Here is a 17,722-nt window from a genome sequence, read left to right as displayed (position 1 = left end):
TTCCGGCGGGTTTTTTGTTGGTTCCAGCTTGCACCGGCGCGCGGGCAGCGGCGCGTTCCTCAGAGCATGCCGCTCATCTTCAGATAATAATTTTCCGCACTGTCATCGGAAGCCACCGTCGTCGGGCTTTCCTGCGTGTCGATCCCGTCATTGGCGGCGATGCGCTCTTCTTTTTCGTCCTGAGCGTCGGAATTATCAGCGCCGGCTTCGGCCTCGTCGTTTGCCTCATCCTCGGAAAACGGGCCGCCTCCGCGCGGCGGCGTTTCCGATTCATAGTCCTCATCCGCCGGAGGATAGGCGACGAGCGGCAGCGGTGTGCCGTCTTTTACCAGAGCCGCGGCGATCAACGATTGCGAAGCCGATTGCTCCAGCATCGCCATCCTCGCTTCCGGGTCCAGCATGGCCCGCGGCAGCGGCTGGGCTTCGGGGCGATGGGCCGCAGTTTCCGTTTCCTCACCCGAGGGGCGGGCGGCGGCTGTTGCGAGGGACGATTTTTCGGCGGGCTGATCATCGGGCGGTTGCTGCGCAACCCCCTGCGGCGCGGGCGGAGGCTCGTGCGTGCCGGTCGGCTTGAGCGGAAGTTTGCCGGCGGTGGCGGCAAGCAGCAGGCTGTTCACGGTCTCGGCGTCGTCTGCGAACAAACCGGATGGCGGGGTAAGGCCCGTGCGGATTTCTTTCTGCTCCGGCTTCATCGTCTCTCGATGCGGAAGGGCCGGGCGGGCTTCGCCGGTTTCGGCGCGGGGCGGATTTGCCGGGCGGGCCTCGGCCGACACTTCCTTCATCACGCTGCCGATTTGTGGCGGAAGCGGACGTGCCGTGTTTTCGGCTCTTCCATCCGGTTTTGCGGCAACGGTCGGCGTATCATGTGTGTCGGCAGGCGGAGTGGAAAGCGTGGGCCGGGGGTCCAGTTGCGCCGTCAGCGCCGCCACCGTTGCTTTCATCGCTGCGCCACTGAGGGCGAGAGGCCCAATGAGCAGAGGCAGAAGCCGGCTGACGGTGGCGGAATTTGCGGCCTGCGCTGTCGCGGCCGGAGACGGGCGAGCTTCCGCATTCTGGCCCGGCGCGTTCTGCTGTTTCGGCTGGGCCGATTGCGTGGGGGCGGGATTGGAGGAATTGTTCTGCTGATAGGAGGAAACCACCGCCTTTGCCGCAAGGTCCGTTCCCTTGTAACGGGAAAGCTCGATCAGCAGCGCGAGGCGGGCAGCATCCGGCCCGGTCGGCTGTTTCAGGATTTCGGCAAGCATTGAAAGGGTCAGGCCCTGCAGGGCCTTGCCGACCTGCTGTTCCAGCGCCAGACGTTGTGGCGCGGGCAGGGTGCGGAGCGCCTCCGTCAGCCGCGTCACATAGGTTTCGATCGCTTCGCCGTCCCGCCGGGGCAGGTTCATCAGCTTGCCGAGCGCTTCCGCCAGAACGGCGGTGCTGCGCGAGAGTTGAAATTCGCTGGTAAGGGAGGCGATTGCCGCGCGGGCAAAAAGGCTGCTGTTTTCAGGGGCGGGAGTGTTTGGTTGCGGCGGCGTAGTCTGTTTCACCTGCTCGCGCGGTGTCAGTGAAACCGTGGTTCCATAGGCGGCATCGGTTGCCGCAATTTTCGGTACAGGCGGTAACATGCTGCGCTCCGTTTCTATCGGTGACCGCCGCTGGCTGCGAAAGGGCCAATCCCCATTGGCTCTGTGATCCGCTTCTGGCTTGAATGTTGAAAAATCGCCGCGCCGGTGATGGACAGGTGTCATCTCGCCCGCTCATGCGGGAGCGCCGTATACGCTTCTCACCGCAATGCCGGTTGCAGCGCATACAGAATCATCAGGCTCAATCTTGACTTGCAGATATTAAGATTTGGCTAACCAAGGAATTGCGCGTCCGGTCAGGGCGAAACGCCGATGAACATGCGGTAAAGGCCGTTATCGTCGGAATTGACCGAGGAAATATGGTCGGGATCGCTGGGTGCCGTCGCAAAAGCTCCCGGCGGCATGGCATCGAGCCAGCTTGCCTTGGGAAGATTTCGATCCGGTTGAATGTTGACGGGGTCGATGAGGCTGTCTTCCTCAGCGGGCGCGGTGAAGGCCGCGTCATCCGGAACGAGCGACGGGGCGGCCATGGATAGCAGCGCCTGCGCCGCATTGGGTTCTGTGTCGTAAACGGCGCTGCCGGATAGGCCGGAAATATAGGTCATGTCTGAACTCACATCATGTTTCGCTCAAGCGACGATCGGAAGCGGCAATCATGCCGCCTTTTTCTTCAGCAGTTCATAAAGGCCATTGTCGTCGATCGAGATCGGCAAAATGGCGTTGCGGGTATCTTCGACAAGCGCCTGCGCATCGAGCAGTTTTTCGCCGTCGTCTTCCGCATCGGCCGGATCGGTGACCGCGTCTGTCTCCGTCGGCTCATTTTCGTTTTCCGCCGGGGCGGCTTGCTCAGCAGGCGCAGCCGCAAGCACGGTGATCAGGGCCGTTTCCGACGATGTGTCGGCCGGCGCCTGCGGATCGACGCCTTCCGTTTTTTCGTCGCCGGAAGCATCGATATGCTCCTTCACGACGTCCTGGAGCTCCTGCACGTCTTCAAGCTTGCCCTGCGCATCGCGCGCCTGGATATCCTGTTCCCGCTCGGCCTTCACCTCGGCATCGTTGATTTCGCCGATACGATCCTTGCCGCGTTCGGCCTGCAACTCTTCCCTGGTTTTCGGATCGGCGACATCTTCGAGACGCTGGATGACCTTCAGGGTTTCACGCGTCATGAAGCGGGTGCCCTGCGCCTGTTCGTCCAAGGCATCCTTCACGGCGCGCGCCTCATCGCCATGGGGGTTGGCGATGGCGGAGATCATCTGCCGGGCGGAGACGCCGAGTTGTTTGAGGCCGGTCGATTCTTCCAGATCGTCGACGTTTTTCGGCAGGGTCGCGCGCGCGGCCATGATGGCTTTCGACATCTGCTCGCCGAAATCCTCTTCCGTGCCTGTGAGGCCTGCACCCTTTGCGATGCGGGCGGCAAGGGCGGCCATCGGATCGGTCTTGCTGTTGACGCCATTGTTCAGCACGTCCACGACCTCAGCCTCGGAAACGCCGAAGGATTTCAGGGAAATCTTCGTGGCTTTCCCCTGCGCATCGGTTTTTTCGAAACTATCGGTCAGGGTCAGCGCATCCTGAAGTCTTCGCGCGAAGGAAAAGCTCGATTCGTCCTTTTCCTGTGTGATGCCCAGCGCGGAGGAAAAGCGGGAGACAAGCGAGGCGAAGGCATCGGCATCCGGCTTCATGACGCCGAAGAGATAGGCGCTTATCTTCTCATTGGCGGCGCGCTGGCTTTCGTCCGGCTGCGGGTTCGTCTTGACCGCATCGTCCTTTTTGGTGCCGTTGGCCTTTTCCTGCTCTTCGCGCTGGCGTTCCTCGATGGTTTCGACCATCGAGCGCATGAGGTCGCTGACTGCAATGCCCGCCGTCTGCTGTAGCGGAGTAATCATCCCTCAAAGTCCCCGGCCGCCAAAGTTGCGGCCGAGAATAGGCAATTCTGGTAAATCAGTGCTTAAAGCAGATGCGAGCTCGCTCAGCTATGGGCGAAAATATCGGTTTCTTCCCAGCCGAGGAGGTCGAGCTTCGCGCGCGTCGGCAGAAAGGCGAAACAGGCGTCGGCATGCTCGAGGCGGCCGTCACGCACGAGACGACCTGTCAGCTTGTCGCGTAGCGCGTGCAGGTGCAGCACGTCGGAGGCGGCATATTCGAGCTGCGCCGGCGACAGGGTCTCGGCCGCCCAGTCGGAAGATTGCTGGGCCTTGGAAATATCGACTTCCAGCATTTCCTTGAGGTTATCCTTCAGCCCGTGCCGGTCCGTATAGGTGCGGGTCAGCCGCGAGGCGATCTTGGTGCAGAAGACCGGCGTGGTCGTCACGCCGAATGTGTGGAACAGAACGGCGATATCGAAACGGCCATAGTGAAAGATCTTCTGGCGGGCGGGGTCGGCAAGCATCCGCACGAGGTTCGGCGCTTGCCTCTGGCCGGCGGCGATGCGAATGACGTCCGCCGTGCCGTCGCCCGGCGAAAGCTGAACGACGCAGAGGCGGTCGCGGCGCGGCACCAGCCCCAGCGTTTCCGTATCGATTGCGATGGCGCCGGTGTAACGCGCGGCATCTTCGGCGGAAATATCGCCTTCGTGGTAACGGATGGGTGCTGCCATGTCCTGCTCCAGAAATTCCAGTTTCCTGCTCCGGCTATAACGGAAAGAGCGGCGGGACGATACCGTTTTATCGGCTCGCCCAGTGCGTCACGCCGCATGCCCTTGGCACTTGCCTTTGCGAAAGTCCCCGGGTTAGGGTCGGGAAATCCTTTCCTGACAAATCGCATGAATTCCCGATGACAAAGAAAATCTATCTCGCCGGACCGGAAGTCTTCCTCCCGAACGCGCGCGAAATGCTCGATCTCAAGGCCTCGCTGGCGCGGGAAGCCGGTTTCACGCCGCTTTCGCCGGGCGATCTGCAAATTCCGCCGGCGGATACCAGGGTCGGTCACGGCTGCAATATCAATGCCGTCGATGAGCGGATGATGCTGGAAGCGGATGCGGTGATTGCCAATCTCACGCCGTTCCGCGGCATCGCCGCCGATACGGGAACCAGCTATGAGCTGGGCTTCATGTGCGCGCTGGGCAAGCCGGTTTTCGCCTATACCAATGTCGCGGCCAATCACTTCACCCGCATCAAGTCGCATTATGACGGCGTCGCCACCCTGGATGAAACGGGCCGTTATCGCGGGCCAGACGGGCTGTCGATCGAGAATTTCGACATGGTCGACAATCTCATGCTGCATGGCGGGATTTTGCGGCGCGGCGGCGTCATCATCGTTGGCGATGCTCCCGAAGAGGCTTGGTATACGGATCTCGAGGCCTACAGGCGCTGTCTCGCGGCGGCGGCCGAAAAATTACTGACACCGATTGACCCTGAAAAAACCAATAGAGTGGAGGCATCATCATGAGCGGAACCATCCTCATCACCGGCGCGACATCCGGCTTCGGACAGGCCACGGCGCGGCGCTTCGTCAAGGAGGGCTGGAAGGTCATCGGCACGGGCCGGCGGGCCGAACGGCTGGAGGCGCTTTCCGCTGAGCTCGGTTCCGCCTTTCATGGCCTCGCCTTCGATATCACCGACGAGGAGGCGACAGGCAAGGCGCTGTCCGGATTGCCGGAAGGCTTCCGCGATATCGACGTTCTCGTCAACAATGCCGGTCTCGCACTCGGCACTGCGCCCGCACCGCAGGTGCCCTTGAAAGACTGGCAGATCATGGTGGACACCAACATCACCGGTCTCCTGAACATCACCCACCATCTGCTGCCAACGCTGATCGGGCGCAAGGGTATTGTCGTCAACCTCTCGTCTGTGGCCGCGCATTACCCCTATACGGGCGGCAATGTATATGGCGGCACCAAAGCGTTCCTGCGGCAGTTTTCGCTCGGCCTGCGTTCCGACCTGCATGGCAAGGGTGTGCGGGTGACATCCATCGAGCCCGGCATGTGCGAAACGGAATTTACGCTGGTGCGCACCGGCGGCAATCAGGAAGCCTCGGACAATCTCTACAAGGGCGTCAATCCGATCACGGCGGACGATATTGCCAACACCATCCACTGGGTTGCCTCGCAGCCCAAGCATATCAACATCAACAGCCTCGAACTCATGCCGGTCAACCAGTCCTTCGCCGGTTTCCAGGTCTATCGGGAAAGCTGATTTTCCCGCGATTTTTGGGAGTGCTGAAAAACCGGGCAGGAATTTTCGAGCTATGCAGAAATGCAATGCTGCATTGCGAGACTTGCTCTGTTAAAAATCACGGATACCGCTATATTCAAATCATCGAAGCGACGCACTCCTCCTCCCAGCGTCGCTCGATGTGGATCGGTGGTACTCCTCCTCCCAATCACCGATCAAGTTTGAAGCCTGCCGCACCTCCTCCCGCGGCAGGCTTTTTCCTTTTCTGGGCGTCTTTTCCTTGAATATTTTTGGCTGTCGACTTTCAGCGCACCGGCTCGGTGCTGAAGACGGTCCGCAGTCTCCCCCTTGGATTTCCGGGGGATTTTGAATTTCTGCGTCAAGGCAACGAGCGTTGAAATCAGGCGTGCGTCGATCACATTTTCGTTATGTCTAGATAAATTTGCACAGTTTTGTGGTGGCGTGCCATGCCGGGCCATTGCTTACCCCCCGCCCTGTGTTTAAGCATGGGCAAAAGAACGCTTGGGAGGTTGCCGGCACGCCTGTGTCTGCGGCCCGAAAGCGGCGGGGAGAGAATGGCAGACTTTCAAGAGGCGCTGAAGCGGTTTCAGCCGATCGCGGTTTCATCGATCGCTGAAGACGAGTTCAGGTTGCGACTACGCGGCCTGCAGGCGCGAATGATCCAGCAAAATATCAAGGCGGTCTGGCTCGATGCATCATCGTCGCTGACCTATTATACCGGCCTGTCGCTTGGTCTTTCCGAGCGTATTCACGGCGCGCTGGTGCCGGCGGAAGGCGTACCGGTCTATGTCAGCCCGACCTTCGAGGAGCCGAAGCTTCAGACGCTCATCCGCATTGCGGGTGAGGTTGCCGTCTGGGAAGAGGATGAAAGCCCCTTCGACCTGATGGCAAGGCGCATTGAGGCGCTGACCTGTCCCGGCCATCTTGTCGCCATCGATCCCGCCACCCCCTTTGTCTTCGCATCGGCCCTCATGCAGCGTCTTGAAGGGCGCATCATTTCCGCCCAGCCGATGATCGTCGCCCAGCGGCAGGTCAAATCCGCAGCCGAGATCGCCATCATCCAGACGGCGATGGACGCGAGTTACGGCGTGCAGAAGGCCGTGTTCGAGGGGCTGCGTCCCGGCGTTTCCACTACGGAAGTCGCTGATTTCGTCAATGCGGCGCATATTGCCCTTGGCCTGAAGCCGCTTTTCGTGGCGGTGCAGTTCGGCGAGGCGACGGCCTATCCGCATGGCGTGCCCAATGCGCAGACGCTCAGCGAAGGCGATATGGTGCTGGTCGATCTCGGCGGCATTCTTCACGGCTATCGTTCCGATATCACCCGCACCTACGTCTTCGGCAAACCGACGGAACGGCAGCGTTTCCTCTGGAACGCCGAGCGCGACGCGCAGGCGGCGGCCTTTGCCGCAGCAAAGGTCGGCGCTGCCTGCTCGGATGTGGACAGGGCCGCGCGCGACAGCCTGAAAGCGGCCGGTTTCGGCCCGGATTATCAGCTTCCCGGCCTGCCGCACCGCACCGGCCACGGGCTTGGGCTGGATATTCACGAAGAACCCTATATCGTTGCAGGAAATGCCACGGCGCTGGAGCCGGGCATGTGTTTTTCCATCGAGCCGATGCTGTGCGTTTATGGCGAATGCGGCGTCCGTCTCGAGGATATAGCCTATATGACGGAGGCGGGACCACGCTGGTTCTGCCCACCGGAGAAGAACCTCGACCGGTTGTTTCAACCGGTCGCCGGGTAATTGGTCGGGAGGCAAAGGACCGAACGGCGACATGGGAGCTCCCGCGTCGCTGCTGACCAGAAGAGGTAGGCCCCCGGACGGGGCCGCAGGAACTCAGAAAAAGAGGGAAAGGACCACCAGATGAAAACGCTGACCCGCAGTTTGCTTATCGCCTCTGCGATTGCGATCACTTCCGCCATGCCCGCCATGGCGAAGACCTTCGTTTATTGCTCCGAGGCATCGCCGGAAGGCTTCGATCCGTCGCCCTACACCGCTGGCGGCACCTTCGACGCTTCCGCGCATCCGGTCTACAACCGCCTGACCGAGTTCAAGAAGGGCACGACAGAAGTTGAGCCCGGCCTTGCCGAAAAATGGGAAGTTTCGAGCGACGGTCTGGAATACACCTTCCACCTGCGCAAGGGCGTGAAGTGGCACTCCAACGACAAGTTCACGCCGAGCCGCGAATTCAACGCCGATGACGTGATCTTCAGCTACGACCGCCAGCGCGATGCGAAGAACCCGTGGAACCAGTATATCGCAGGCATCACCTACGAATATTTCAACTCCATGGAAATGCCGTCGCTGATCAAGGAAATCGTCAAGGTCGACGATTACACCGTCAAGTTCGTGCTGACGCGTCCGGAAGCGCCGTTCCTCGCCAATATCGCCATGCCTTTCGCCTCCATCGTGTCGAAGGAATATGCCGATACGCTGGAAAAGGCCGGCACCAAGGAAGACTTCAACAACCTGCCGATCGGCACGGGCCCGTTCAAGTTCGTCGCCTATCAGAAGGACGCGGTCATCCGCTACCAGAAGAACGCCGACTACTGGGGTGAAGCACCGAAGATCGACGACCTGATCTTCGCGATCACGCCGGACGCCGCCGTTCGTCTGCAGAAGCTGAAGGCCGGCGAATGCCACCTGATGCCTTACCCGGCACCGGCTGACCTTGCCGCCATCCGCGCCGATAAGAACCTCAAGCTCGATGAACAGTCGGGTCTGAACGTCGCTTACTTCGCCTATAACACCACCGTTGCGCCTTTCGACAAGCCGGAAGTCCGCAAGGCGCTGAACATGGCGATGAACAAGCAGGCCATCATCGACGCCGTGTTCCAGGGCGCCGGTCAGGTTGCCAAGAACCCGATCCCGCCGACCATGTGGTCCTATAACGAAAGCATCAAGGACGATGCGTACGATCCGGAAGCGGCCAAGAAGGCTCTCGAAGCTGCCGGCGTCAAGGATCTTTCGATGAAGATCTGGGCGATGCCGGTTCAGCGTCCTTACATGCCGAACGCACGCCGCACCGCCGAACTCATCCAGGCGGATTTCGCCAAGGTTGGCGTCAAGGCCGAGATCGTCTCCTATGAATGGGGTGAATACCTCAAGAAGTCGACCGAAGTGAACCGCGACGGCGCCGTCATCCTCGGCTGGACCGGTGACAACGGTGACCCGGACAACTTCATGGGCGTTCTGCTCTCCTGCGCTTCGGCAGGTGAAGGCGGCACGAACCGTGCGCAGTGGTGCAACAAGGAGTTCTCCGAGCTGATTTCCAAGGCGAAGCAGGCGACTGACGTTGCCGAGCGCACCAAGCTTTACGAGCAGGCGCAGGTGATCTTCAAGGAACAGGCTCCGTGGGCGACGCTTGCGCATTCCACGCAGTTCGTTCCGATGTCCGCCAAGGTTTCCGGCTTCACCATGAGCCCGCTTGGCGACTTCACCTTCGAAAACGTCGACATCGCGGAATAATCCCAAACAACGGACGCGCGGAAGGACCCTGTTCTTCCGCGCGTCTTTTCAGGAAAAAGCCATGATCCGGTTCATTCTCGGCAAACTTCTCTACCTCGTTCCGACATTTCTCGGGATCACCTTTGTCGCCTTCTCCTTCGTGCGCGTCCTGCCGGGAGATCCCGTGCTGCTGATGGCGGGCGAACGCGGCATTTCACCCGAACGGCATGCGCAGCTTGCCGAACAGCTCGGCTTCAGCCAGCCCATCTGGCAGCAATATCTTCATTTCCTCGGACGGCTGCTTCAGGGCGATCTCGGCAATTCGCTGGTCACCAAGAAGCCGGTTCTCACCGAGTTCCTGTCGCTCTTCCCCGCGACGGTCGAGCTTGGTCTCGTCGCCATCATCATCGCAACCTTGATCGGCGTGCCGGTCGGCGTCATCGCCGCCATCCGTCGCGGCTCCTGGTTCGACCAGATTTCCATGACGACCGCGCTCGTCGGCTTCTCCATGCCGATCTTCTGGTGGGGGCTGCTGCTCATCATCATGTTCTCCGGCATCCTGCAATGGACGCCGGTGTCGGGTCGCATCTCGCTGATGTATTTCTTCCCCTCCGTCACCGGTTTCATGCTGATCGACAGCCTGATTTCGGGCCAGAAGGGCGCCTTCGCGTCGGCCTTTTCGCATCTCATCCTGCCCTCCGTCGTGCTCGCCACCATTCCGCTGGCGGTGATTGCGCGCCAGACGCGCTCGGCCATGCTGGAAGTCATGGGTGAGGATTATGTGCGCACCGCCCGCGCCAAGGGCATGTCGTCCGCCCGCGTCGTCGGTATCCATGCGCTGCGCAACGCGATGATCCCGGTCATCACCACCATCGGCCTGCAGATCGGCGTGCTGATGGCGGGCGCCATCCTGACCGAAACCATCTTTTCCTGGCCGGGTATCGGCAAGTGGATGATCGATTCCATCTCGCGCCGTGATTATCCGGTCGTGCAGAGCGGCCTGCTCCTGATCGCGGGTCTGGTGATGATCGTCAACCTGCTCGTCGATCTGACCTATGGCCTCATCAATCCGAGGATCCGTCACAAATGACCGATGTGACCACCACCCCCGGCGTCCGCCTTTCGGACGCCGCCATCCGCCGCCGGATGCTTGCCGATTTCTGGTTCTATTTCCGCCAGAACCGCGGCGCCGTCATCGGGCTTGCCGTCTTCATCCTGCTTGTGCTGGTGGCGATCTTCGCGCCCATCCTTGCCCCGCATGATCCGACACAACAATATCGCGATGCGCTGCTCGTCCCGCCGGTCTGGCAGGAAGGCGGCCGCGCCGGCTTCTTCTTCGGCACCGATGCGGTGGGCCGCGACATGCTGTCCCGCCTGATCTACGGCGCGCAATATTCGCTGTTCATCGGCGTTGTCGTCGTCTCCATCGCCCTTGTCGGCGGTATCGTCATCGGTCTCGTCGCCGGCTTCTTCGGCGGCTGGGTGGATACCGTCATCATGCGCGTGATGGACGTCATTCTGGCGTTTCCGTCCCTGCTTCTGGCGCTGGTTCTGGTCGCGGTCCTCGGGCCGGGTCTCACCAATGCCATGATCGCGATTGCCATCGTCTACCAGCCGCATTTCGCGCGTCTGACACGTGCTGCCGTGATGAGCGAACTCAGGCGCGAATATGTCACCGCCGCCCGCGTGGCCGGCGCCGGCAATATCCGGCTGATGTTCAAGACCATCCTGCCGAACTGCCTTGCGCCGCTGATCGTTCAGGCGACGCTTTCCTTCTCGTCCGCGGTTCTCGATGCCGCCGCTCTCGGCTTCCTCGGCATGGGCGCGCAGCCGCCCGCCTCCGAATGGGGCACGATGCTGGCGGAAGCGCGTGAATTCATCCTGCGCGCCTGGTGGGTCGTGACCCTTCCGGGCCTGACGATCCTGATCTCGGTGCTCGCCATCAACCTCATGGGTGACGGCCTGCGCGATGCGCTCGATCCCAAACTGAAGCGGAGCTGAGCGATGAGCCTGCTGAAAATCAAGAACCTCACCGTCAAATTCGCCACCGCCACCGGCGCCTTCACGGCCGTCAACGGCATCGATGTTTCCGTGGACAAGCACGAGGTGCTGGCCATCGTCGGCGAGTCCGGTTCCGGCAAGTCGGTATCGATGCTCGCCGTCATGGGGCTTCTGCCCGACACGGCGACGATCACCGCCGACGAGATGACCTTCGACGGCAAGAACCTTTTGGCCATGTCGCCGCAGGAACGCCGCAGGGTGATCGGCCGCGAGATCACCATGATCTTCCAGGAGCCGGTAGCCTCGCTCAACCCGTCCTTCACGGTCGGTTTCCAGATCGAGGAGGTTCTGCGCCTCAATCTCGGCATGAGCGGCGCTGCCGCGCGTGCCCGCGCCCTGGAACTGTTCCGGGCTGTCGGTATTCCCGAGCCGGAAACCAAGCTCAAGGCCTATCCGCACCAGATGTCGGGCGGCCAGTGCCAGCGTGTGATGATCGCGATTGCGATCGCCTCCAAGCCGCGCCTCTTGATCGCCGACGAGCCGACCACCGCGCTCGACGTCACGATCCAGAAGCAGATCCTCGATCTGCTGATGAACCTGCAGGCGGAATATGGCATGGCGCTGATCCTCATCACCCATGACATGGGCGTGGTGGCGGAAACCGCAGACCGCGTCGTCGTGCAATATAAGGGCCGCAAAATGGAGGAGGCGGATGTCTTGAGCCTCTTCGAGGCCCCGCAGCATCCCTATACCAAGGCACTGCTTTCGGCCCTGCCGGAAAATGCCACCGGCGACCGGTTGCCCACGGTTTCCGATTTCTTCGGCAAGGAGGGCGTTCAATGAGTATCGTTGTCGAAGGCAAGGGCATTACCCGCGACTATCATGTTCCCGGCGGCCTGTTCGGCGGCGCCAAGACGGTGCAGGCCCTGAAGGGCATCGACTTTGCCGTCGAGCGCGGCAAGACGCTCGCTATCGTCGGTGAATCCGGCTCCGGTAAATCGACGCTGGCCCGCATCATCGCGCTGATCGATCCGGCATCCGGCGGCGAACTGAAGATCGAAGGCAAGCCGGTCGATATCGCCAGACGCCGTCCCGATACGGAGATGCGTTCCAAAGTGCAGATGGTGTTCCAGAACCCCTATGGCAGCCTCAATCCACGCCAGAAGGTGGGTGACGTGCTGATGGAACCGCTGGTCATCAACACCAAAATACCGGCTTCCGAGCGCCGCGAGCGGGCCGAAGCCATGCTGGTGAAGGTCGGCCTCGGTCCTGAGCATTTCAACCGTTATCCGCACATGTTCTCCGGCGGCCAGCGCCAGCGCATCGCCATTGCGCGGGCACTGATGCTGAACCCGGCGCTGCTGGTGCTGGACGAGCCGGTCTCGGCGCTCGATCTTTCGGTACAGGCGCAGGTGCTGAACCTTCTCGCCGACCTTCAGGAAGAATTCGAGCTGACCTATGTTTTCGTCAGCCACGATCTTTCTGTGGTGCGTTACATCGCTGACGATGTGATGGTCATTTCGAAGGGCGTAGCGGTGGAGCAGGGCACGCGCGAGGAACTCTTCGCCGATCCGAAGCACCCCTATACCCGCCAGCTTTTCGCTGCGACACCGATCACGGATGTCGATGCCATCCGCGCCCGCGTGGAACGCCGCAAGGCGGCACGGCTGGCAGCGACAGCCTGAAGGCCGACGACCGAGGGTAAGAACAGGCCGGATTTCCGGCCTGTTCTTTTTCAGGACTTCAGGAAACGCTCGATTGCCGCAAGTGCGCCCTGTTCCCGAATGTCGCGATAGGCGGCTTTCAGGGTTGTGACGAAGGTTTCGTTCCTGGGCAGGTCGCTGCCAAATGTGCGTTCGAAAGTCAGAAAATGGTCGACGACCGCATCCGGCGTCATTGCCAGTTGATCCGGCGCATCCCACTCCTTGAAAGCGGGATCGAGAATGGTGATCGGCTGCCCCTTTTCATTCTTGTCCGCGCAGGACCTGATCCAGAGCGCGACGGCGAAAATGACCGTCCGGCTTTCAGCCTTCTCCTCCAGCAGCTCGCGCAACGGGGCGAGAATGCGCAGCGGCACTTTCTGCGATGCATCGGAGGCGATCTGCATCGTCTTGTGCTGCAATGAGGGATTGGCGAAACGCTCCCGCAGGCCGGCTGCGAATTCCGCCCCGTTAACGGCGGGGTCGAGCGTCCGTTCGATCTCGCGCCAATAGGCGTCGACGAAATCGCGCACGGGCTTTTCACCCCAGGCATCCGCCACCGTCGCAAGGCCGGCAATCTGGCCGATGGCGGCGATGGCGCTGTGGGAGCCGTTCAGCATTCTGAGCTTCATATGCTCGTATGGCTCGACATTGCCGACGAATTCCACACCCGATTTCTCGAGCGTCGGCCTTCCATGCGGAAAACGATCTTCAATGACGAAACGGAAATAGGGTTCGGCCACCACCGGCCAGGCATCGCTGAGGCCGAGTGCGGCCGAAATCGCCTCGCGGTCCGCATCCGTGGTGGCGGGAACGATCCGGTCCACCATCGAGCAGGGGCAGGCAATATTGTTTTCGATGAAGGATGCCAGTTCCGGATTGGCCAGTTCTGCAAATTCCAGCAGAAGCTTTTGCAACACATGGCCGTTGGCGGGTAGGTTGTCGCAGGACAGGAGCGTCAGGGGCGGAGAACCTTGCCTGCGCCTGAGCCGTGTGGCGGCAAGGATGAAGCCGAAGATGGAGCGCGGCCGCTCCGGGTTTTCAAGGTCATGGGCGATGTCGGGATGATCGCGCAGCAGGCTGCGGGAGGCGAGATTGGTCAGGTAACCCTTCTCCGTTACGGTCAGGGTGACAATGAGGACGCGCGGATCGGCCATCCGCTCCACCAGCCGTTCGGGCTCTTCCGGCGCGACGATGGTTTCGAGAATCGAACCGATGATGCGCAGGCGCTCGCTCTCACCGTCCCGCAGGCAGAAGGTGTAGAGATTATCCTGCGGCTCGATGGCGTCGCGCGTATCCGGGCTGCGCAGCGATGCGGCGACGATGCCCCATCGGGTTTCGCCGCGATTAAGGCAATCGTCGATGAAAACCGCCTGATGCGCCCGATGAAAGGCCCCGACGCCGAGGTGCACGATGCCGGGCGTGACGCTTTGGCGGTCATAGGCGGGTGTCGTGACGGATTGCGGCAGGCGGGGCAGCGTTGCAGCGGAAAGCCGGTCTGTCATCGATGCGAAATCCCCATGTGGAACGGGACGGTTGTGGCTCGCGCCGCTCTCATTGCGGCGTCCGGCTTGTGGCGCATCATGGCAGTTCCTCCCCTTATATGCGGAATGATCAGGCGCCGGCCTCTTTGAGCAGCCGGACCTGGCGCAGCGTATTCTGGCGGCTGCGCTCGAGATGCCGCCACAGGGCATCGACGATCTGGGCCTTGCTGCCGGCGGCGATGGCATCGGCGATATTCTGATGCTCCTCGACCGAGCGGGCGTAGTCGCCAAGGATCGAGACGAAAACCGTGTGGGTCTGGTCGAGAATGCGCTCATGCGAGCCGGAAATGACCGGAATGCGCGCTGCCGACACAAGGGTCGTATGGAAGCTGCGATCATAAAAAAGCGCTTTCGACAATTCGTCGAGCGTCGAGCCTTTGGCGAATTTACGATGTTTCGCAAGGCTTTCCAGCAGTTCCGCGTGCAGCGCTCCATCCAGTTGCCCGGCGTCGAAAGCCACTTCCACCGCGCCTTTCTCGAGCAGCATTCTGGCGGCGTAAAGTTCCTCCACGTCCTCCACGGTGAAATCGCGCACCACCATGCCGCGCCGGGAGGAATTGACTACCAGCCCATCGGCCTCGAGTTTCAGGCAGGCTTCCTTCACCGGCGTCGGGCTGATGCCGAGATCGGCCGCAAGCTCATTGGGCAGCAGGCGTTCGCCGCCGCGCAATCTGCCGCTGACGATGCGTGCGCGCAGTTCCTGATGCGCCTGTTCGGCGAGCGTGACTTTGACCAGCGAGTTCATGGCGACATCATTGCCCAGCTTCGAAGGACTGGCAATGGTCGAATATTAAAAATAAAAAATTTTTTATTTTACAAGAGCCGTTTTTCCTTTAGCTCTATCCGTCAGCGGAAGCAGGCTGCTGGAGGAGGGCGGTCTGGCAATTTCCCGAAAGCCATCTTCGCGGCCCGTGGTCGCGGGGACGCGGCGTCTATTCCTCCCCGCAAGCAATCAGCAATCGAGGAATGACCGATCATGAAAATTACCGCTGTCGAACCTTTCATCCTGCATCTGCCGCTGACATCGGAGTCCATTTCCGATTCCACCCACAGCATCACCCATTGGGGCGTCGTTGGTGCAAGGATCACCACCAGCGATGGCCTTGAGGGCTATGGTTTTACCGGCACCCACGCGCATCTGCCGTCGGACAGGCTGATCACATCCTGCATCAGCGATTGTTACGCGCCCCTGCTTCTGGGGGAGGATGCATCGGAACATTCGAGGCTGTGGACGAAACTGGCCCGTTATCCGGCGCTGCAATGGGTCGGCAGGGCGGGCATCACCCATCTGGCGCTGGCCGCAGTTGACGTTGCGCTCTGGGACCTGAAGGCGAAAAAGGTGGGCGTGCCGCTCTGGCACTATCTCGGCGGCGCGCGCACGGCGGCGGTGGAGGCCTATAATACCGATATTGGCTGGCTTTCCTTCACGCTGGAGGATTTGCTCGCGGGCAGCACAAGGGCGGTGGAGGAAGACGGGTTCACCCGGCTGAAAATCAAGGTCGGGCATGACGATCCGAATATCGACATTGCCCGCCTTGCGGCCGTGCGCAAGCGTGTCGGTTCTTCCATCCGCATCGCCATCGACGGCAACGGCAAGTGGGATTTACCCACATGCCGGCGTTTCTGCGCGGCGGCGAAAGATCTGGATATCTACTGGTTCGAGGAGCCGCTCTGGTATGACGATGTGACGAGCCATGCGCGGCTGGCGCGCAATACGTCGATTCCGATTGCGCTCGGGGAGCAGCTTTACACGGTGGATGCGTTCCGCTCATTTATCGATGCCGGCGCGGTGGCCTATGTCCAGCCGGATGTGACCCGACTTGGCGGCATCACCGAATATATCCAGGTCGCCGATCTCGCGCTCGCCCATCGCCTGCCCGTGGTGCCTCATGCCGGCGAGATGAGCCAGGTGCATGTGCATCTGAGCTACTGGCACCCGGCCTCGACCATTCTCGAATATATTCCCTGGATCAAGGATCATTTCGAAGAGCCGATCCATGTGCGGGATGGCGTTTACAAACGCCCGGAGCGCCCCGGCGCCAGCACGACGCCATTGGCTGAAAGCTTCGCCCGTTATGGCAAATCGGTAAAATGAGCAGCGGTACACAGCCCGGATTTTAAGGGAGGGAAGCCCGTCCTCCGTCATGCCGGACTAGATCCGGCATCCAGCCACGGCGCGTCTGCGCCGTGAAAAGAGTCTTTTGCGATCAAGGACTTGATCGCGCTGGACCCCGGATCAAGTCCGGGGTGACGGAGTGTGGATGATGCAATTTTTCCAAATTTAGCGCCAGCCGAGAGCCGGCGCCACCTGCTTCAGGATCGTCTCGATCACATGGGCGTTGTAATCCACGCCCAGCTGGTTCGGCACGGTCAGGAGCAGCGTATCAGCCTCGGCGATGGCCTCGTCAGTTTTCAGCTGTTCGATCAGTTTTTCCGGCTCGGCGGCATAGCTGCGTCCGAAGATCGCGCGTGTCTTGTCGTCTATATAACCGATCTTGTCGTCGCCTTCGTTGCCGTAACCGAAATAGGACCGGTCGCGATCGTTGACGAGGGCGAAGATGCTGCGGCTGACCGATACACGCGGCTCGCGGGTGTGGCCTGCTTCCTTCCATGCTTCCCGAAAGATGCGGATCTGCTGCGCCTGCTGAACATGGAAAGGCTCGCCCGTTTCATCCGTCTTCAGGGTGGAGCTTTGCAAATTCATGCCGAGCTTTGCCGCCCACACCGCCGTTGCATTGGAACTCGAACCCCACCAGATGCGCTCGCGCAGCCCTTCGGAATGCGGCTCCAGCCGCAAAAGGCCCGGCGGGTTGGGGAACATCGGGCGCGGATTCGGTTCAGCGAAACCTTCGCCCTTCAAAAGCTCGAGGAAGACTTCGGTGTGCTGACGCGCCATGTCTTCTTCGCTCTGGCCCTCGGCCGGACGGTAACCGAAATAACGCCAGCCATCGATCACCTGCTCCGGCGAGCCGCGGCTGATGCCGAGCTGCAGGCGTCCGCCGGCGATGAGGTCGGCCGAACCGGCATCCTCCGCCATGTAGAACGGGTTTTCATAACGCATGTCGATGACGCCGGTGCCGATCTCGATCTTTTTCGTGCGCGCGCCAACGGCGGCCAGCAGTGGAAAGGGCGAGGCAAGCTGGCGGGCGAAATGGTGCACGCGGAAATAAGCGCCGTCGGCCCCCAGCTCCTCCGCCGCGACGGCGAGGTCTATCGATTGCAGCAGCGTGTCCGCAGCCGAGCGGGTCTGCGACTGGGGCGAGGGCGTCCAGTGGCCGAAGGACAGGAATCCGATCTTTTTCATGATGACCTTCCAGATGTCGGAGGATGCCGGTC

At 61.1% G+C, this 17,722-nt stretch carries 16 protein-coding genes; 9 read left to right on the top strand and 7 right to left on the bottom strand.

The features are described from left to right. Positions 1–59: 59 nt before the first annotated feature. The 4 genes from ACIK7D_RS19815 to ACIK7D_RS19800 all read right to left on the bottom strand — a co-directional run bounded on the left by ACIK7D_RS19815 (position 60) and on the right by ACIK7D_RS19800 (position 4,158). On the bottom strand, positions 60–1,607 hold the full coding sequence (locus tag ACIK7D_RS19815; RefSeq protein ID WP_400157163.1) for a hypothetical protein: 1,548 nt from the start codon (positions 1,605–1,607) through the stop codon (positions 60–62). A gap of 254 nt (positions 1,608–1,861) precedes the next feature. Next, positions 1,862–2,170: a hypothetical protein gene (locus tag ACIK7D_RS19810; protein WP_400157162.1), complete on the bottom strand. Its 309-nt coding sequence runs from the start codon at positions 2,168–2,170 to the stop codon at positions 1,862–1,864. 48 nt (positions 2,171–2,218) lie between these two features. Then, the gene (locus ACIK7D_RS19805) at positions 2,219–3,448 is read right to left on the bottom strand and encodes a hypothetical protein (RefSeq protein WP_400157161.1); all 1,230 of its coding nucleotides are present in this window, start codon (positions 3,446–3,448) and stop codon (positions 2,219–2,221) included. Between the two features lie 83 nt (positions 3,449–3,531). Next, positions 3,532–4,158 (bottom strand): ribonuclease D, encoded by a 627-nt coding sequence (locus tag ACIK7D_RS19800; RefSeq protein ID WP_174022528.1) that lies wholly within the window; start codon positions 4,156–4,158, stop codon positions 3,532–3,534. A gap of 176 nt (positions 4,159–4,334) precedes the next feature. Here ACIK7D_RS19800 and ACIK7D_RS19795 point away from each other — a divergent pair, with 176 nt between their 5' ends. The 8 genes from ACIK7D_RS19795 to ACIK7D_RS19760 all read left to right on the top strand — a co-directional run bounded on the left by ACIK7D_RS19795 (position 4,335) and on the right by ACIK7D_RS19760 (position 12,827). Next, positions 4,335–4,949: a nucleoside 2-deoxyribosyltransferase gene (locus tag ACIK7D_RS19795; RefSeq protein WP_400157160.1), complete on the top strand. Its 615-nt coding sequence runs from the start codon at positions 4,335–4,337 to the stop codon at positions 4,947–4,949. Beyond that, a complete protein-coding gene (locus ACIK7D_RS19790; protein WP_174058452.1) occupies positions 4,946–5,695 on the top strand; it encodes an SDR family oxidoreductase in 750 nt (249 codons plus the stop codon). The genes ACIK7D_RS19795 and ACIK7D_RS19790 overlap by 4 nt, the downstream gene beginning before the upstream one ends. A gap of 554 nt (positions 5,696–6,249) precedes the next feature. Continuing rightward, on the top strand, positions 6,250–7,437 hold the full coding sequence (locus ACIK7D_RS19785; RefSeq protein ID WP_269313030.1) for a Xaa-Pro peptidase family protein: 1,188 nt from the start codon (positions 6,250–6,252) through the stop codon (positions 7,435–7,437). 120 nt (positions 7,438–7,557) lie between these two features. Next, positions 7,558–9,162, top strand: coding sequence for an ABC transporter substrate-binding protein (locus tag ACIK7D_RS19780; protein WP_400157159.1), 1,605 nt, complete (start codon positions 7,558–7,560; stop codon positions 9,160–9,162). 61 nt (positions 9,163–9,223) lie between these two features. Next, the gene (locus tag ACIK7D_RS19775; RefSeq protein WP_003522483.1) at positions 9,224–10,231 is read left to right on the top strand and encodes an ABC transporter permease subunit; all 1,008 of its coding nucleotides are present in this window, start codon (positions 9,224–9,226) and stop codon (positions 10,229–10,231) included. Next, a complete protein-coding gene (locus ACIK7D_RS19770) occupies positions 10,228–11,142 on the top strand; it encodes an ABC transporter permease subunit (RefSeq protein ID WP_003522484.1) in 915 nt (304 codons plus the stop codon). Before ACIK7D_RS19775 ends, ACIK7D_RS19770 begins: the two co-directional genes overlap by 4 nt. A gap of 3 nt (positions 11,143–11,145) precedes the next feature. Next, positions 11,146–11,985 carry an ABC transporter ATP-binding protein gene (locus tag ACIK7D_RS19765; RefSeq protein ID WP_003522485.1) on the top strand — a complete coding sequence of 280 codons (840 nt, stop codon included), beginning with the start codon at positions 11,146–11,148 and terminating at the stop codon, positions 11,983–11,985. Next, a complete protein-coding gene (locus ACIK7D_RS19760) occupies positions 11,982–12,827 on the top strand; it encodes an ATP-binding cassette domain-containing protein (RefSeq protein ID WP_080819997.1) in 846 nt (281 codons plus the stop codon). The genes ACIK7D_RS19765 and ACIK7D_RS19760 overlap by 4 nt, the downstream gene beginning before the upstream one ends. Before the next feature lie 50 nt (positions 12,828–12,877). On the opposite strand, the gene ACIK7D_RS19755 is transcribed toward ACIK7D_RS19760, so the two are convergent. Together ACIK7D_RS19755 and ACIK7D_RS19750 are read right to left on the bottom strand one after the other, a co-directional pair. Then, positions 12,878–14,347, bottom strand: a complete 1,470-nt coding sequence (locus ACIK7D_RS19755) for a mannitol dehydrogenase family protein (RefSeq protein WP_400157158.1) — start codon at positions 14,345–14,347, stop codon at positions 12,878–12,880. Between the two features lie 109 nt (positions 14,348–14,456). Beyond that, positions 14,457–15,131 carry a GntR family transcriptional regulator gene (locus ACIK7D_RS19750; protein ID WP_137005306.1) on the bottom strand — a complete coding sequence of 225 codons (675 nt, stop codon included), beginning with the start codon at positions 15,129–15,131 and terminating at the stop codon, positions 14,457–14,459. A 231-nt stretch (positions 15,132–15,362) separates the two neighbouring features. On the opposite strand from ACIK7D_RS19750, the gene ACIK7D_RS19745 reads away from it, so the two are divergent. Next, entirely contained in the window at positions 15,363–16,481 is a 1,119-nt protein-coding gene (locus ACIK7D_RS19745) for a mandelate racemase/muconate lactonizing enzyme family protein (RefSeq protein ID WP_400157157.1), read from the top strand. A gap of 186 nt (positions 16,482–16,667) precedes the next feature. Here the strand turns inward: ACIK7D_RS19745 and ACIK7D_RS19740 are convergent, their stop codons facing one another. Beyond that, positions 16,668–17,690, bottom strand: coding sequence for an LLM class flavin-dependent oxidoreductase (locus tag ACIK7D_RS19740; RefSeq protein WP_400157156.1), 1,023 nt, complete (start codon positions 17,688–17,690; stop codon positions 16,668–16,670). Between the last annotated feature and the right edge of the window lie 32 nt (positions 17,691–17,722).

It is taken from the genome of Agrobacterium sp. P15N1-A, assembly GCF_044626815.1.
Classification (GTDB): domain Bacteria; phylum Pseudomonadota; class Alphaproteobacteria; order Rhizobiales; family Rhizobiaceae; genus Agrobacterium; species Agrobacterium leguminum.
This window is presented reverse-complemented; position numbering and strand designations above follow the sequence as displayed.

Bases quoted from the DNA above. Each gene is read 5' to 3' on its own strand.
- ACIK7D_RS19765 (WP_003522485.1), top strand. From the start codon at position 11,146: ATGAGCCTGCTGAAAATCAAGAACCTCACCGTCAAATTCGCCACCGCC.
- ACIK7D_RS19790 (WP_174058452.1), top strand. From the start codon at position 4,946: ATGAGCGGAACCATCCTCATCACCGGCGCGACATCCGGCTTCGGACAG.
- ACIK7D_RS19770 (WP_003522484.1), top strand. From the start codon at position 10,228: ATGACCGATGTGACCACCACCCCCGGCGTCCGCCTTTCGGACGCCGCC.
- ACIK7D_RS19805 (WP_400157161.1), bottom strand. From the start codon at position 3,448: ATGATTACTCCGCTACAGCAGACGGCGGGCATTGCAGTCAGCGACCTC.
- ACIK7D_RS19815 (WP_400157163.1), bottom strand. From the start codon at position 1,607: ATGTTACCGCCTGTACCGAAAATTGCGGCAACCGATGCCGCCTATGGA.
- ACIK7D_RS19800 (WP_174022528.1), bottom strand. From the start codon at position 4,158: ATGGCAGCACCCATCCGTTACCACGAAGGCGATATTTCCGCCGAAGAT.
- ACIK7D_RS19755 (WP_400157158.1), bottom strand. From the start codon at position 14,347: ATGACAGACCGGCTTTCCGCTGCAACGCTGCCCCGCCTGCCGCAATCC.
- ACIK7D_RS19740 (WP_400157156.1), bottom strand. From the start codon at position 17,690: ATGAAAAAGATCGGATTCCTGTCCTTCGGCCACTGGACGCCCTCGCCC.
- ACIK7D_RS19775 (WP_003522483.1), top strand. From the start codon at position 9,224: ATGATCCGGTTCATTCTCGGCAAACTTCTCTACCTCGTTCCGACATTT.
- ACIK7D_RS19760 (WP_080819997.1), top strand. From the start codon at position 11,982: ATGAGTATCGTTGTCGAAGGCAAGGGCATTACCCGCGACTATCATGTT.
- ACIK7D_RS19780 (WP_400157159.1), top strand. From the start codon at position 7,558: ATGAAAACGCTGACCCGCAGTTTGCTTATCGCCTCTGCGATTGCGATC.
- ACIK7D_RS19750 (WP_137005306.1), bottom strand. From the start codon at position 15,131: ATGAACTCGCTGGTCAAAGTCACGCTCGCCGAACAGGCGCATCAGGAA.
- ACIK7D_RS19810 (WP_400157162.1), bottom strand. From the start codon at position 2,170: ATGACCTATATTTCCGGCCTATCCGGCAGCGCCGTTTACGACACAGAA.
- ACIK7D_RS19745 (WP_400157157.1), top strand. From the start codon at position 15,363: ATGAAAATTACCGCTGTCGAACCTTTCATCCTGCATCTGCCGCTGACA.
- ACIK7D_RS19785 (WP_269313030.1), top strand. From the start codon at position 6,250: ATGGCAGACTTTCAAGAGGCGCTGAAGCGGTTTCAGCCGATCGCGGTT.
- ACIK7D_RS19795 (WP_400157160.1), top strand. From the start codon at position 4,335: ATGACAAAGAAAATCTATCTCGCCGGACCGGAAGTCTTCCTCCCGAAC.